The 16015-nt window shown below is 39.2% G+C and carries 17 protein-coding genes; 11 read left to right on the forward strand and 6 right to left on the reverse strand.

Annotation, left to right across the window (positions count from 1 at the left end; genetic code table 11):
• Window positions 1-77 precede the first annotated feature (77 nt).
• From EL244_RS02590 to EL244_RS02635, 10 genes are all read left to right on the forward strand, one after another.
• Window positions 78-359 (forward strand): hypothetical protein, encoded by a 282-nt coding sequence (locus tag EL244_RS02590; RefSeq protein ID WP_126458520.1) that lies wholly within the window; start codon window positions 78-80, stop codon window positions 357-359.
• A 305-nt stretch (window positions 360-664) separates the two neighbouring features.
• Window positions 665-1009 (forward strand): helix-turn-helix domain-containing protein, encoded by a 345-nt coding sequence (locus EL244_RS02595; RefSeq protein WP_126458524.1) that lies wholly within the window; start codon window positions 665-667, stop codon window positions 1007-1009.
• A gap of 120 nt (window positions 1010-1129) precedes the next feature.
• A complete protein-coding gene (locus EL244_RS02600; protein ID WP_006815998.1) occupies window positions 1130-1681 on the forward strand; it encodes a fimbrial protein in 552 nt (183 codons plus the stop codon).
• A 24-nt stretch (window positions 1682-1705) separates the two neighbouring features.
• Window positions 1706-2326, forward strand: a complete 621-nt coding sequence (locus EL244_RS02605) for a fimbrial protein (protein WP_232004562.1) — start codon at window positions 1706-1708, stop codon at window positions 2324-2326.
• Between the two features lie 72 nt (window positions 2327-2398).
• The gene (locus tag EL244_RS02610) at window positions 2399-4900 is read left to right on the forward strand and encodes a fimbria/pilus outer membrane usher protein (RefSeq protein WP_126458527.1); all 2502 of its coding nucleotides are present in this window, start codon (window positions 2399-2401) and stop codon (window positions 4898-4900) included.
• A gap of 35 nt (window positions 4901-4935) precedes the next feature.
• Window positions 4936-5655 (forward strand): fimbrial biogenesis chaperone, encoded by a 720-nt coding sequence (locus EL244_RS02615; RefSeq protein ID WP_039855738.1) that lies wholly within the window; start codon window positions 4936-4938, stop codon window positions 5653-5655.
• A gap of 17 nt (window positions 5656-5672) precedes the next feature.
• Entirely contained in the window at window positions 5673-6080 is a 408-nt protein-coding gene (locus EL244_RS02620) for a hypothetical protein (RefSeq protein ID WP_154600511.1), read from the forward strand.
• Complete coding sequence (locus EL244_RS02625; protein ID WP_126458533.1) at window positions 6073-6606, forward strand: fimbrial protein; 534 nt, start codon at window positions 6073-6075, stop codon at window positions 6604-6606. Before EL244_RS02620 ends, EL244_RS02625 begins: the two co-directional genes overlap by 8 nt.
• Window positions 6606-7139 (forward strand): fimbrial protein, encoded by a 534-nt coding sequence (locus EL244_RS02630; protein WP_126458536.1) that lies wholly within the window; start codon window positions 6606-6608, stop codon window positions 7137-7139. Before EL244_RS02625 ends, EL244_RS02630 begins: the two co-directional genes overlap by 1 nt.
• Window positions 7140-7152: 13 nt before the next feature.
• On the forward strand, window positions 7153-8217 hold the full coding sequence (locus EL244_RS02635) for an adhesin (protein ID WP_126458539.1): 1065 nt from the start codon (window positions 7153-7155) through the stop codon (window positions 8215-8217).
• Window positions 8218-8220: 3 nt separating this feature from the next.
• On the opposite strand, the gene EL244_RS02640 is transcribed toward EL244_RS02635, so the two are convergent.
• From EL244_RS02640 to EL244_RS02665, 6 genes are all read right to left on the reverse strand, one after another.
• A complete protein-coding gene (locus EL244_RS02640; protein ID WP_126458542.1) occupies window positions 8221-8994 on the reverse strand; it encodes an AraC family transcriptional regulator in 774 nt (257 codons plus the stop codon).
• 119 nt (window positions 8995-9113) lie between these two features.
• A complete protein-coding gene (locus tag EL244_RS02645; protein ID WP_126458544.1) occupies window positions 9114-9821 on the reverse strand; it encodes a fimbrial biogenesis chaperone in 708 nt (235 codons plus the stop codon).
• Between the two features lie 11 nt (window positions 9822-9832).
• The gene (locus EL244_RS18260; RefSeq protein WP_126458547.1) at window positions 9833-10909 is read right to left on the reverse strand and encodes a fimbrial protein; all 1077 of its coding nucleotides are present in this window, start codon (window positions 10907-10909) and stop codon (window positions 9833-9835) included.
• 11 nt (window positions 10910-10920) lie between these two features.
• Complete coding sequence (locus EL244_RS02655) at window positions 10921-13425, reverse strand: fimbria/pilus outer membrane usher protein (RefSeq protein WP_126458550.1); 2505 nt, start codon at window positions 13423-13425, stop codon at window positions 10921-10923.
• Between the two features lie 14 nt (window positions 13426-13439).
• Entirely contained in the window at window positions 13440-14132 is a 693-nt protein-coding gene (locus tag EL244_RS02660) for a fimbrial biogenesis chaperone (protein WP_126458553.1), read from the reverse strand.
• Window positions 14133-14186: 54 nt separating this feature from the next.
• Window positions 14187-14780 carry a fimbrial protein gene (locus EL244_RS02665; RefSeq protein WP_126458556.1) on the reverse strand — a complete coding sequence of 198 codons (594 nt, stop codon included), beginning with the start codon at window positions 14778-14780 and terminating at the stop codon, window positions 14187-14189.
• A 701-nt stretch (window positions 14781-15481) separates the two neighbouring features.
• Here EL244_RS02665 and EL244_RS02670 point away from each other — a divergent pair.
• Entirely contained in the window at window positions 15482-15904 is a 423-nt protein-coding gene (locus EL244_RS02670; RefSeq protein WP_006815984.1) for a DoxX family protein, read from the forward strand.
• The last annotated feature ends 111 nt before the right edge of the window (window positions 15905-16015 follow it).

Raw genomic sequence — 16015 nt, forward strand, 5'->3', positions numbered from 1 at the left:
GATGCTAAATTCTGTAGTGAATGTGGACTAGAAAATAGATAGCACATTGAAAATACTTCTGATTAAGGTGTGAAAATATGAAGCCACCTTCTCTATTTAAAATAAGTCATTATCAGTTGTATATAAAAAATTTCATGATATCACCAACTAAAATGGGCTCATTATTCCCATCTTCTCGTTGGCTATGTGATGCGATGGTTAGTAATATAGATTGGGAAGATTGCCTTAATATTGCTGAAATTGGAGCCGGAAATGGTGTGATGAGCAGATATATTATGAATAAAATCACGCCAGAAACAACTTTAAACCTTTATGAAATTAATAATGATTTTATTCATTTTTTTATTTATAGCGCATGATATTAATTATAATTAGCTAATTATATATTATCACAAGATCTATTTAATTGTATGTAATCAATGGATATTTTATTTTTTAAATCAATCAATAGAAAACAAATAAATTAATTCGATAGGCATTAGCTATTGAATTATATAAATTCGATCGATATAAACGTATTTACAGTGTTATTCCTTGTATCTATATTTTAATAAATTATGTTTCCTGCAATTCGGATATATCCATTTTTTATTGAGCTGTTTATTCATTGTTATGGACTCTCTGTGAATAAATAAAATTAAAGCTATCTAACGTTGGTTTTAATATGATTAAAAATAAAATTTTATTACGTAAAGAAGTGGGTTTGTTTTTACGGGATGCTAGAGTAAATAGTTCTTTAACGGGCGAGCAATTGGGTAAAATGCTTCATATTAGCCAGCAGCAAGTATCTCGCTATGAAAGAGGGATCACCAGTATTAGTATTGAAACTCTTGATGCTTTACTAAATATGCTAGGTAAAGATTGGTCTGAGTTTTTCTTTAAAGTTATTGCTAATTACTCTGATGAAATAGCAGAGATAAAGCGACAGGATAATTTTTTATTCCAAGATAAAAAATCAAAATATTCTTACTATGAAAAATTAAAATTAAGATCAATAAGTGAAATTTAATTTGTTTTTTATTCAATAGTTATGTCTTGAATTATTTTATTAAGATGTTGTTTATGCCATTAATTATTTTAATGGTGATATTTGTTTCCCTCATTTTTTAAATTAAAGGAAAGTCATATTATGAAACTAAATACATTGGCATTAGCCACAATTATGGCTGCCTCAGTCACATCTTTTGGTGTGATGGCAGAAAATACAGGCACAATTAATTTCATCGGAACCGTAGTAACGTCGCCATGTAATATTGGGCAGTCATCACTGAAACAAACCGTAGATTTTGGGCAACTATCTCGTCGAGGGCTAGAAAATGGCCGCTCTGCCGAAGTGGATTTTAATATTGAATTTACGGGCTGTGATTTTTCTGACTTTACTAAAGATGATGCCGGTACTCCTGCTGTGGTGAAATCAATGGAGCTTGTGTTTACAGGGCAAAATTATGCCGATGCGACGAATACATTACTTTCAACTTCTCCAGGTAATCTCAATAACGTAGGTATTGCAATTGATGGCTTTGAATTTGGTAAAGCCAAAGATATCTTGTCACGTATCATCAATAAAAAAGGTGATAATACTTTATCATTCAAAGCACTAGCTAAGGCTATTGATACAACTAAAGATGTCACTGAAGGTAAATTCAGCGCCATCACGAATTTCCGAATTACTTATCAATAAGAGTGTGGAGATACCGTCAGCAGTGTGCTGGCGGTATCACTGATCGAATTGAGGGAGGGAATTGTGATTGTTTATCAACGGCTAGCTCGCCAATTAACACGATTGATAACCACAGTGATTTTGCTGTGTCCTGTGATATCGAGTGCCACCAGTAATAAAAAAATTGAGCTTAACGCGAGTACAACCTTCAAAGGGATCGTTGTCGCTACCCCTTGTTCTGTGGTGATAGAGAATCGTTTCCAATCTATTGATTTTTCTCCATTAGCATTAACGATGCTAGGAACTAAAATTCAGCGAGAGCAGCACAATCAACCTTTTGTTATTGAGCTTCGTGATTGTGGCAGTTTGCACTCTTCTCTCGATCCTAAAACCTGGTCAATTCGTTTTGTCGGTCAAGCTGCTGAGCATATTGATGCCTTTGTATTACAGGGAGCATCTCAAGGGCTTGCTGTCTCCGTATTAGATAATCACTTAAACACGCTGATACCGGGTCAATACTACCTCTTGTCAGATAATGTCTTACGACAAGACAAATCAGAAAAAGTACTTTTCTTACGTTATTTCTTACGGTTAGAGCTGACAGGACAGCCGATTCAGGCGGGTAGTTATCAAGGGCTGATTCGGTTTTTTATCGATTATCAATAGGTTGCAAATATATATGCTCTCGAAATCATTTTCGAGAGGGGCACACTTGTCGCATTTGGGATGGTATAGAGCATGGTGTTCAAACATAGCAAACTAAGACAGGCAGTTTTGTTAGCGCTGAGTATGGGCATAGGAAATGTGTATGCCGCTGAATTTAATACCGATGTATTAGATGCTAGCGATATTAATAATATTGATATGAGCCAATTCTCCGTTGCTGGGTATGTTCCTCCCGGCGATTATATTCTCACCGTTTTTGTCAATGGTCTGCGCTTAGGAGCACCTCGAGATGTGGCTGTTTATGAAGATAAAAGTGTACAGAAAATACAGTCTCAATTCGTGTGTATCGCACCGGAATTACTGGATTTGATGGGTTTTAAGCCATCATCAATAGAAAAAATAACCTTATCTCATGATGGGAAATGTTTAAATTTCTCGGCACTTGCGGGGGTACAAAGTAAAGTCGATTTACCCTCAATGTCCCTCAAAATGACCATTCCACAGATGTGGATGGAATACCGGGACCCTTATTGGGTGCCTCCGAAGTTATGGGAAGACGGTATCAACGGAGTATTTGTCGATTACAACGCAAATATTTCGGCGACTAAAGAAAGCGAAGGCAATAAGCGTATCTATTTATCCGGCAATGGAACTTCTGGTGTGAATATTGGTGCGTGGCGCTTACGTGGTGATTTTAATGGCACGTATCAAAAGCAGCATGGTGGGGATTATGACCAAGAAAAGCATAATTTTGATTTCAGTCGGTTATATGCCTTTCGTTCCCTAAAAGATTCTGCGGCGATCTTAACTCTTGGTGAAAATAACTTTTATTCGGATGTTTTTGAATCGTGGCAATACACGGGGATCTCGATTGAAAGTGATGATCGCATGTTGCCTCCTAAGTTAGTTGGTTATGCACCAGAAATTATTGGGGTGGCTAAAACGAATGCGATTGTGATCGTGCGCAGTCAAGATCGGATCATTTCAGAAACCTCAGTGCCACCGGGGCCATTTCGTATCCAGACGTTAGATAGTGGCGTTCGAGGCCTTTTAGATGTGATCGTACGAGAGGAAAATGGTGAAGAGAATAAATTTAGCCTTAGTACCGCCTCCTTACCGTATTTAACGCGTCCTGGAAGAGTCGTTTATAAGACCGCGGTAGGTAAAACACGTTATGACAATCGACATTTAACGGGGGAGCCGGTCATTAGTGGTGAATTGTCATACGGTGTCTCCAATGCATGGTCGCTTTATGGGGGGGCTCAGCTCAATGCCTATTATCAAAGTGCAGCACTCGGTATTGGGCGAGACCTGTTTTCTCTCGGGGCGATTTCTGTGGATGTCACTCAATCTTTTGCTGATTATTCAGATGATAAAGACCGCTTACAAGGGCGCTCTTATCGCGTCAATTATGCTAAATCATTTGATGATTTACGCACAGATATTACCTTTGCTGGCTATCGGTTTGCGGATAAAGAGTACCGCACTTTGACGCAATATATGGATGAAGATCGAACGGGCGCCACACCAAGAGCGACCAAAGAAAACTACCAAGTTTACCTTAATAAGTATTTTGATAATTTTAATGTGTCGTTCAATTACCAATACAGTACGTATTGGCAGGATGATCCTCAAACTCAATATGGTTTATATGCCAATACTAATTTGAGTTTTCCATCTCTCTCTCAATACAACGGAAATATTGCGTTATCCGCGACACGTACAGAGCGCAGTAACGGCTATGAAGATGATTCCATCAATTTGTACTTAACGATTCCACTGTATAGCGGACATAGTCTGACATTCTCCGAGCTTTATTCGCGGTCAGCCAAAAAGAATCAATATAACCATAACGTGGGTTATAACGGCTATGGAGATAATGATAGCTATAGCTTAACTATGGGTTACAACCATGGGCAGGCTATGGATAGCCAAACCAGTTTCAGTGGTTTCTATTCCCGCGATCTCTCGGATGCCAATGTTTCATTCAACGGTAGTTATGTACCTCATCAATATCGCAGTGTGGGGGCATCTATTAATAGCGGTATTACTGTCACGGGTAAAGGTGCTGCATTACACCGTTCCGCGAATGGCGATACGCGCTTAATGGTAGAAACCTCCGATATTGGTGGCGTTCCCTTGAATAACGGTGTGACCAAAACTAACGCATTTGGGCTCGCAGTGATCCCGAATGTGAATAGCTATCGAAAATCAACAGCCTCTATCAATACCAGTAAGTTACCTGAAAATATTGAAGCGTTGAGTTCAACCAGTGATATCACGCTGACAAAAGGTGCCATTGGTTATCGCACCTTCCCTGTGATGAAAGGGGAAAAAGTGTTTGCCGTGATAACCCTGAAAGGAGGTAAAACACCGCCATTTGGTGCCAGCGTTCGTAATGAAGCTAACCAAGAGTTGGGGATCGTTGGGGAAGATGGGGTGACTTGGTTAGTTGGCGTTTCTGGAAAAGAGCCTTTGTGGGTGTATTGGCGTAATCAAAAACAGTGTCAGTTGATGCTGCCGGACACACCGAATGCCTCTTCTTCCATGCTGTTACTGCCATGTGGCCAATAATCTTTTCGTCAATAAATCATTCTATGAGGTTGATTATGTCTAATTTTCGCAGATCACTGATGGGGCTACTTGCCATCACTTCATTTGCATCTTATAGCGCAGTAACACTGGATAGAACTCGGATTATCTTTCCGGGTAATGAGAATTCAATCAATATTCGCATATCCAATGATAATCCAGAAGAAGCCTATCTAGCCCAAAGCTGGATTGAGGATTTACAGGGGAATAAATTAACCAAAGGGGCCATTTTAGCAACGCCACCATTGCAGCGTATTGAACCTAATAGCCACAGTTTAGTCCGTCTGAGTAAAACGCCTTTATTTAGTCAGTTACCCGATGATAGGGAATCAGTTTTTTATTTTAATTTACGTGAAGTTCCGCCGAAGTCGACGGAAGAAAATACACTACAAATTGCCCTCCAATCCCGTGTAAAGCTGTTTTATCGTCCCGCTAAAATTATCGGCGAATCCGAAACGAAATGGGCGCATAAAGTCACGTTGGTCAAAACACCAAAAGGCTATCGTTTAAACAATGTTACCCCATTTAATCTCACGATTATTGGGGTGGGAAATAATCGTAAACAGTCTGAAGAGAGTGCGTTTGAGGTGGTGATGATTGCGCCGAAGTCGACGCTGGATATTAAATCAAATCCACTTAATACCCCCCATCTTACCTACATCAATGACTATGGCGGTAAACCCACACTGGAATTTCGTTGCCAAGGGGATACTTGCACCGTTTCTGGGGAACAGTGAGTGATAGGGGAAAGCACATGAAAAATATCTCATTGTGGTTAGGGTTAGTCGCAATAAATCTAGTAGCCAGTGTAAATGTGGTGGGCGATGAGTTTGTGGGAAGCGTACCCATCAATGAACCCCGCTATGAATCATCTCAAGGGGGATGGTTGTTAGTCAATGCGACGGTATTTAATGCACCCTGTGATTTGCAGTTGGCGGGAAAGTTAATGCTGACTAATTGTGGTGCTGGTACCAGTTTTAGTGAGATTGGAACATTTAACCATACAGCTAAAACACCCATTATTTTGCAATTAGTTGATCTTTCTACTGGGCAAAAAGTAGTGCGTTATCCAATGGCATTAATGAATGGCAATAACCTTATTCAGCTGCCAAATATCAGCGAAAGATCCCATCAATTCAGATTGGAGGTTAGCTATGAATAAGTCGCTTACCCTCTGTAGCACTTTGTTGATGGCTATTTTGTGGATCTTTTCAAGAGAAGCAAATGCTCAGGTTCTTGATGTCGAGTTCGGTGGAGAACTGATTAATTTATCTTGCCGGGTGAGTTCGACATCCGTGAATAAAGAAGTTCGTTTAGAAAACTTACGGTTACAGACTCTTAATCAAGAAGACCGTAGCGAAATTACGTCTTTTTCTATTGGCATCGATAATTGCCAGCCTAGTGATTTGGACAAGCTAATCAAAATGACATGGCACAGTTCCCAGCTAGTGAATATTGATGGGCACGATTATGTGGCGACTCAAGGGGAAAGTGGTGTTGTTTTAGGGCTATTGACCCATGACGAAAAACCCATCGAATGGAATACCCCGATGGAGGTGGGAAAAGTGATCGAAGCGGATTGTGAACAAGAACTTTTCTTTGGTGTATTTGCTCGTAAACCACAATCCGGTTTAGTCAAAGAAGGTGATTTTTCTGGTTGGGTGACTTTTGCTCTGGAGTATGAATAGTGAAAAGAATCAATAGAATAAGTCTATATCTCTGGGGGTTATTATTACTGAACTCCCCAGCGATATACGGGGATGTTCTGGTGGATGTGACAGCTACGATGGTTGATCCGGCTTGTAATCTCCGTGGTGAGGACGGCAATTCTCCATTACAAATCCATTTTGGAACCATCGAGACCCACAATCTAAATGAAATTTCATTGGCAAAAGATTTTCCGGTGTATATCAGCGGGTGCAATGGTGGAAAGGGGTTATCGATATTGCTAAATCCTAAAGGGTATGGAACTCAAGAATACAGTGGCAAGCAGATCCTATCCACCAGTACAAAAGGGCTTGGCGTTAATCTCTATGATGTCACTGGGGGAAAAACAGATTCTCTGGGGCTTAATCAGCTTCAGCCGATCAATCCGGAGCTAATTAGTGAGACAGAGCACCGAATTAATCTACAGGCTCAGTTGGTTAATACCTTGCCTGTCAGCCAGTTATCTGTAGGGAAATTCACATCTGCGATGATGATTTCAGTCACTTACAACTAGTGAGAACACCGGTATGTTGAAGATTAAACCCATAGCTAAAGTATTTTACTTAGCTGGGAGCCTATTATTACCTATGACGGTACATGCGGATTATGCCGCTCAGATTATTGATCCGAGCTCAGGATACGTGCTTAAAGTCGATAACAATAGTACGGTAGATCCGACTCCCTACAAAGGCAGTGATGGTCAAAATTATTATCAGGTGGGAGACCCAATTACCTTAGACAGCACCTCCGCTCAAGCGTCGGGAATAGTTAAATGTGTTGGGAGACGCTGGGGGGGGAACAGTACACAAATTCTATCCACCAATTCGTTTCATCGATTATTTATGTATGTCCCAACTACAGGCATTTCCATTGGTGGAAAAGAGACTTACCGCATTAACAGTAACGTAGTGATGACCGTCGAAGCGGATATTATGCAGTGGACAAATCGGGGTGCGGGGGTTTGTTCTCTGGCTTATGAAGATACCAAGTACGAAGTTCCTATGTTTAATAGTCAGTTCCCCATTACGATGACTTTCTATATTAATGAGCGAATTATTGATGGTCAGTTGATGATTTATGGTATGGATCTCGCGGGGTATGTGCGTGCATTTACCGATCCCTTGTCGACGCCACCCTTTAATAGCTGGCCGCTGAATGAAGTTTCAGTGCCACTGCGATTAGCAACATCACAAATCAATGTGGGAGCCATGTGCTCAACCAGTACTAGCTCGGGTGATAAAGCGGTATTGAACTTACGTCATGGGCAATTAAACAGTTTGAATTATGACAGTCGAACTAACGGACAAGTGACTTACAGTTGCTTATTTAGCTCCTCAACAAAAGTGCGTTTACGTCTGGATTATGCTTCAGATGAAGATCCTCAAAAGCGGCTACCAATGACCAATAATGCCAATGATAAAATTTATAGCGCGCTCACGATTATAGATCAGGAGACCGGTCAATCGGGTCAAGAGTTAAGGACAGAAATTTATGCTAACAAAACATTTGAAATTATTAGCCACCTGCAAGGGGAAAATGCCGCAGCCGGTGACTATCATGGCTCTGCGTGGTTAATTGCAACCTATGAGTAGGAGTTACTCATCGATTCGCTGGATAAAGCTTGATGGGGTTTGTCCTAACCATTTTTTAAACATGGTAGAGAACGAACCCACGTTACAATAACCGAGATCAAAGGCGACTTCGGTTATTGATTTGCCCGCAGATATATTTGTAATGGCGTTTAATAGGCAGGCTTGCTGTCGCCAATTGGAGAAAGATAAGCCTGTCTGCGCGCTAAAAAAACGGCTAAATGAGCGCTCACTTTTATGTAATTTTTTCGCCCATTCTTGGGGAAGGGACGTGATATGCGGAGCCGTTAAAAACTCACGACACAGCGTTGCTAAATGCGTATCACGGGGAATGGGAGCAAAGAAAGGCAGCGGTTTGGCTCGTGCTACCTCATGTAATATTAACTGAATTAAAATTCCTTCTCGCCCATGAAGGTCGTATTCCAAAGGAATATCGACAGCTTCCAGCAATAACTGACGCAGTAGCCCAGAAACCCGCAGAACTTCACACTTATGGCTTTGGCGAGGTGCGACGGTAGGCTCAATATATAAGCTGCGAGTACTGACATTGAGCATACGTGTTTCATGGAGTGTTTGAGCCGGTATCCACACGCCACAATCCGGGGGAATAACCCATTCTCCATCAGCAGTACTGACCTCTATAAGCCCAGTAGCCCCATATAAAAATTGCGCTCTGCGATGTTCGTGAGCACTTAATAGCATATTCGGGGGGTAATCTGTACCGATGGCTAAAACATCACGAGGCACAGCATCAATTGTGTTCAGTGAAATATTTCGCATGTGGGTTCTGCTTGGCTGAGATTCAAACATCATTATCTATTTTTTGAAGTTTGGCAATTCAGGGCTGTTCTTAATATTAGATCAACATAATCCAAAAATTGTACGAGCAGCAAAGTTTGTCAGAGAGACGCTCTTTTTATTTTATGGCTAATAAGGTTTCCTTGGTCATTAATAAATACAACCACAATATCTTGTTTGTGTTCGTTATTTTCATGGATATTTTGTTCCGAAAATGGTGCAACCATAACGCTTTTTGCTATTGGATTCTGTTGGTTTTTTTCATAATAAACTTCTGAAATATTTAAAAAATAAGGTGTTGGATTTTCAATAATGAGTTGTTTACCAGAAGATGAGAGTTTCACGAGGTCAATAACAGATTCAATGTTACCCGAGAGTATTGTGGGGCGGTAAAAAAGTTTAATGCGTATTTGTAATGCGAGCTGTATCAGATTTATACCTTGTTTATTTTGGGGTTTGGGTGAAATATCGAGAACGTTTAAGTAAAATACGGATTCCCTATCTTGCGGGAGATCTTCTCCAATATATTGAATGCGCAGTTGAGCCCCTTCATTGGCCGCAATCTTGGCAACGGGTGGGGTGACAATAAACGGCGCTTTTGTTGTTTCTGGTGTTGAATGAATATCGCCTTCATCAATCCAACTCTGAATCAAACTGGCTTGCTCGCTATCATTAACCGTTTGAATGCTAATCCGTTCCTTGTCGCCTGGATAAATAATTCGAGTGCCTTTTAAGATTAAACTTGCGTGGGTTTGATGGCTCAACAAGAGTAGCACTAAGCTGTAGATGATTTTCTGTATATGCCTCATGATGCTAACCCTCAATTATATGACATGACAACAGTCGCAGTGCTAGAAACGGCGCCTTGAGTGATGCTGTTCGGGTTATAAGGGTAATAATAAGCCCCCATGTTGATGGAAAATGAAGGGGCTATTGGGTTGCCTTTGTTCACACTAAAAATTGAAGTGGCATTACTTTGAGCTGAGGTACTATTAGACAAGGTTAATGGTGTATTGATATTGCTTGCTGTAACGAGCCTAAAACCAACACCCGCCACACCTTGATTTGCTGTGTTATTTAATACTGTTTTATCGCCCGCGAGTAAGCTATTACTGGATAAAAATATAGAAATATCCCGTGAGGCATTACCACCCGCAAGAAAATCTTTGCAGGCAAAGTTAAGATTGAATGGGGTATAACCTGCTCGAGGGGTATTTTTTACTGTATTGATACTAACTGGAGGAAGAGACACAACCAAACCTTGGTTAGAAAAATTACAGGTGGTTAGTATGGGATTATAGGTAATTTGGACGGGTTGTAAGAAAATATCATCGGGTTGGGTTGTCCATACAAATCCCAGTAAAAATGCAAGAAGCCTTGCAACAACGTCAATGAGCCATTCAACGAGCCCGAGTGTTGAAGCATCAGAGGCAAAAACGACAGGGGTAATTGTGGTGGTGCTACCCGGCACTTCAATATAGTTTGTCGCAGGCTTGCTATCAACTAAAGTAAATTGCATCGTAAAATTAGCATCAAGATCTGACGCAGGATGTGACCCCGTAGTAATATTAGACACATTATTTTTTTCCAAAGCGGTTACTGTAATAGACACAAACTGCTTTCCGCCATTGAACCCTACGGTTGCCGTTCGGTTTTGAAACGGTGATGCTATCCCAACGGTATTTGGGAAAACACCACGTGGAGTACACGTAAAATTACCCGGATATGTCGTGCGAGTCGCTTTCGATATAGGCGTAGATGTGCTGGTTAGTTCCGTTGATAAATCAAAAGAAATCGCAGGTGCTGTCACGGTTGAGACCTGCCGACAATTTGCAGATGCATATTGACTTGTTGCTAGTAAGGCTGAAAGCAATAATGCCAATTTCGTTGTTTTCATCATTTTTTCCTTTATCGGCAGAGATTTTTGTTTTTATCCATCGTATTCACTGGATGGTGGATAACACATGTTTGATTCCCTTTAAGTTTGATATAGATAGCCGATGGGAATTGATCGCTTTTTAGGTACAGCACACCTGATTGCCCGACATAGCCAATGCTTTGTTGTTGTGCATCCATAATTTCAGTGCCGAACGGTAGATTTTTTCCATCTGCGAGTTCACCGCGTAAAATAAAGGTTTGTCGAGTATCCGTTTCTAGCTGGATATAATTAACGGCGCCTTGGTATGGACTGATATTGGCCATATTACCAATGACTTCAGCTCCAGAGGTTTTTTCGGTATCAGATAGGGTATAAGTATTTGCTCTGTATGGCGTGGTGTTAGTCAGCAGGACTACACCTTGTTGATTAGTTAGCGCTGTTTTATCCGAGTTAACCATCATATTATTCGCCATTGGGGCATCAATAATGGTGTAGGTCTGCCCGGTATCACCGGATAAGGCAATATGTCCGGGGATTGCCACAATCGTGCCTCTCATACCTAATCCAGCTTGGCGATAATCATTGGCTTCGGTATAAGACCCGGACAGGGTTGTATCAGGGTGCTTATAGCTGACATTTCCACCGATTAAATTATTACCACCAGATTGATTGGTACCATTAACAGTATAATTAGTTTGATTATTTTCCCCTGCAATACCACTGACACTCAGTGTGGCTTGTTGATAGCGTGAATCGGTAAAGTAACTGCCCATACTGATGTTTGCGCGTTTTTCAAATAACTGAATAGGGACGCTAACATTCATGTATAAGCGAGTTTCTTCATTGTTATCATAATTACGAATACGTGATACGGAGACACTGTAGGAAATATCATGATAGTTGTTTGAATAACCGACTTGATACTCGCGGCTATTACCGTTGGTATTCCAGTAATCGCGATGGGTACCGGAGACGAAAATGGAGCCAAAATTTTCACCCAGTTGCTGATTCAAGTTTATGGTGAAGGTATTTTTAGCTCGGGAACCACGCAGTGCATCGAACGTACTTAATGAGATATCTGAATTATTGTTATTACCAATTTGATTTGAGTTTTCATCTTGATATCTTTTCCATGCTTGGTAGTTATCATGGGAATAAATAGAATCAGTAAAGCTATAATAGCCACTGGTTGAATAACGATAAGTGGCAAGGGTTAAATTGGTTGAGGTTGAATTAATAAATTTACTATAGGTTAGCCGATAGCTTTGCCCACTTTTATCGCCACTATCGAGAGTGGTATTTGCATGGGTAATATCCGCAGAGATAGCACCAAAACGAAAATTCCATCCACTGCCGATCACAGCAGAACGATACTTTTCACTAAACAAAATACCGGAATAGAGAGTGACAAGATTATTTAGCCCGTAGTTAATTTCACCTTGCACAAATTTAGGTTGATAGGATGTATTATCAATTTTTGATTGCCCAGCCAAAAGGTTGTAATTGTAAATCCCCTCTTTGAGCATATTTGGTACCGTTGAGTATGGGACTGTAAAAGTCTCTTTTCTGCCATTAGCTTCTTGAATAACCACCAATAAATCACCGCTACCTGCACTAGGTTGAATATCATTAAATGAAAATTCACCAGGAGGAACATTTTCCTGAAAGACTAAATAGCCATTTTGATAAACGGTAACGAGGGCGTTAGTCTGCGCCACTCCTCGAATAATCGGCACAAAATTCTGGCTGGAATTGGGGAGCATCCCCATTTCAGTTGCTAACATCATTCCTCGAATGCGAATACTGTTAAATAAAGCACTGGGGGTATAGAAGTCACCCACTTTCAAGCCCGAATTAATTTGGCTGATGGGGCGATAGCCATAGCGAGTGTTATTTGTCCATTTTTGAGCGCTGTGGGAAGTATAGCGATAGCTGGATTCATCACGAAATTGCCATGCACCTAAGTTGATGCCTGAGTTTAATGTTGCATAAAAACTGTCATTATTACGCTTCTCATTTTGTTTTTCTTTATAGCTGTAATAGTTTGTATTATAAGAAAAAATAATAGCAGGAACACCGTAGTTCCATAAGCTAGGGTCAACGTAACCTGATTCAGATTGTTTGAGCGATGCTTGTGGAACCATCATATCTAAACGTAATTCGTTGATTTTGAATTTGTAATGAATATTAGATGCGAGTGAATCAATTAATACATAGTGATTATCTTGTACTGGCTCAATGTTTCTCGGTGATGGTTTCAAGCCTAATTTGGTTATATCGCTTTGTGGAATACTGATTTTTTTACCATTATCTTCGATGCCAATTTCAAATTGCCCTCGCCAAACCTGATTAACATAGACATCTGCCAATTGTTTTCCTGATGGTATTTTCCCTTCAGCGTAGAATCGAGAAATATCCCCTTTTCCAGATTCACCCACCAATAAAGAGGTATCAAATTCATCTGAAAGTGAGTTTTTTGAATATGTTTGTAGCCCTATTAAGATCAGGATGTAGAAATAGTTTTCTCTTTTCATGATGATTTCTTCTATTAAGGCTGAATATTTTTAGATCTGAAAACACCATAGTCGTCAACATAGCTGAGTATGAGATTGTGATTTTTTAACTTTCCTTTTAAAGGTAACTCTTTTGATGATAAAGGCGGGATCATTTCTGAATCAACAAGAGCTAGGTTTTTATCTTCAGGTGTTGTTATCGTCACAATAGTAAAATGGTATTGTGAGTTGTTTTTAACTAATACATTATTGCTATTTATTTGATAACTGATTTTTTCCGTAATATCTTCGGATCTTTCAGTTAAGGCTTTTGGACGATAAAATATTTTAATTCTTGAACGTGTAGCTAATTGAATCGTATTTTTTCCTATCATTGAATCAGGTGTTTTAGGAATATCTAAAATATTTAAATAGAAAACGCTTTCAACATTATCAGGAAGTTTTATATCAGTTTTTTTAATTTTCAATTGCTGCCCTTGTAAACCATCTACTTTGACTATGGGTGGATAAAGATAAAAAGGGGCATTTGAATTTTCTGGTGTTGAATTTATATCTCCACTATCAATCCATGACTGAATTAATGAAGGTGATGTACTGTTATTGGTTAATTGAACTACCATGCTATCAGCTGCTTCTGGATATATAACTCGAGTACCCGTGATAATTACATTTGAAAATGTTTTTAATGGAAATGATAAAGCAAGTAAGAATAAGAGTATTATTTTCATCGTAATTTCTCACTAAAAGCTAGGCTCAGAGAGCCTAGCTTTATTCATTAGTTGTTATAGATATGAAACGGTATAAATTACGTTTGATTGCAAAGCTCCAACTTGGGCAGCAGTAGCATTTGTTTTGTAGTAGCTAGCGATTAAGCTTAAGGTTGAACCTGCGGCTGATGTTGTATTTGCAGCGGTTAACTGAGTATCAAAGGTTGAATTTAATGGAATCGCAACGGTTGGTGTCGTTGTTTGTGACAGGCTGAAACCAACGTTTCGTGCGACTGATGGGTCATTTTCATTTGCGGTTGTATTCATTAAATACAAACCAGAGGGAGAAATAGTACTTGATGAGAAATGCAGTTTTAATGTGCCAGTTGGTGTTCCTGCACCAACAAGTGCGCAATTTGAAAATGTAAGAGCAAACGTTTTTTGGTTTTTAGTTATCACCGTATTAGCCGATGTACCAGCATCAGCTGGGACAATTGGATCTAATGCGATCGCCATGTCAGCACTATTACCACCATTAATCGTGCAGGTAGTATCACTAATAGCACCTGAGAAATAAATAATGCCTCCAGGGCTATTCGTTGCTGCAAGTACTGAACCCGATATCATAGATAAAGAAAATATCGACAGAGAAAGTATATGTCTAGGCATAATTAATCCCATTGAGGTTGTGTATTAGTAAAATACAGATGCGATTTAGCTAGTAGAATTACCTAGCTTTGTTAAGCGTAGTTAATGAATTAAGAACTTCAAGATTAATCTTATTTAATTTAATAGAATATTTATCCAATAAAAAAGGGAGTGAAAGAATAAATGATTAAAGATGCTAGTGATATTGTCAGGTGTATCTAGTAAAGATAAAAATAATAAATAAAATTATTAAGATATAAATTTTATATTGTTTATGAAAAATATTCATCTCCACTGTTTGTTTTTTAAACTTCCGCTTTTTTATTTTTAGAATAAATTAATTTAAGATTAAAAAAATAATCAAAACGATTAACAACATTAATTATCATGAAAATAATTTCATCAGATCTAATTTAACTAACGTTACAGTTTCATGAAAAACATTTTAAAGGCACCAATATAGTGCAATTTAATACGGAATATTTAAATTTAAGGATAAAATTGCTTATTAGTTTTTAGTGATAACTTTTAAAATTGAGACTTGTTCAATTTTTTTGTTTATATATCGAATTAATAAACGCTATTTTTGAATAAGTGGTTATGATTTTTTTATTATTGAAATAACCTTGATATAGATGTGGTAAATCTAAATTAAAATAATTCTCATTTTGAATTTCTCGGTCATAATGATAAATAACGTAACTTAATAGGGCGGGTATAAAATGATCGGACTATTCAACCGTTGTTTGTCACATGAAGATGCAGGAAAATTGCTATTGCGCTTAGCTGTGGGTGGATTAATGCTATTTCACGGAATGAGTAAGCTATTAACGGGGGCTAGTGGTATCAAAGGATTGTTAGCCTCATACGGTTTGCCCGAATTCATTGCCTACGGCACAATTGTCGGTGAAGTTATTGCGCCTATTTTTATTATTTTAGGGATTCTGACCCGACCTTCTGCTTTGCTGGTCGCATTCACAATGTTTATTGCATGGCTAATGATTGGGCTAGATAAAACGTTTATACTCGATAAAACGGGTGCATGGGCAATTGAAAGTATTGTGTATTTCTTTGTTAGTGCGATTGCTATCGCACTAATGGGGGCAGGGAAATATTCTGTTATGAAAAATGAATGCTGGCGGTAGGCATTGATCGATAAAGAATGCATAGGGCATCAATCTTGATGTCCTATTTTACTGTTTCTCGGCAGCCGTAAAGACAGCCTAATGATGCTGATCGATTACGTAACTAGCAGG

Origin of the sequence: Providencia rustigianii, assembly GCF_900637755.1 — a bacterium.
In the GTDB taxonomy this organism is placed as follows: domain Bacteria; phylum Pseudomonadota; class Gammaproteobacteria; order Enterobacterales; family Enterobacteriaceae; genus Providencia; species Providencia rustigianii.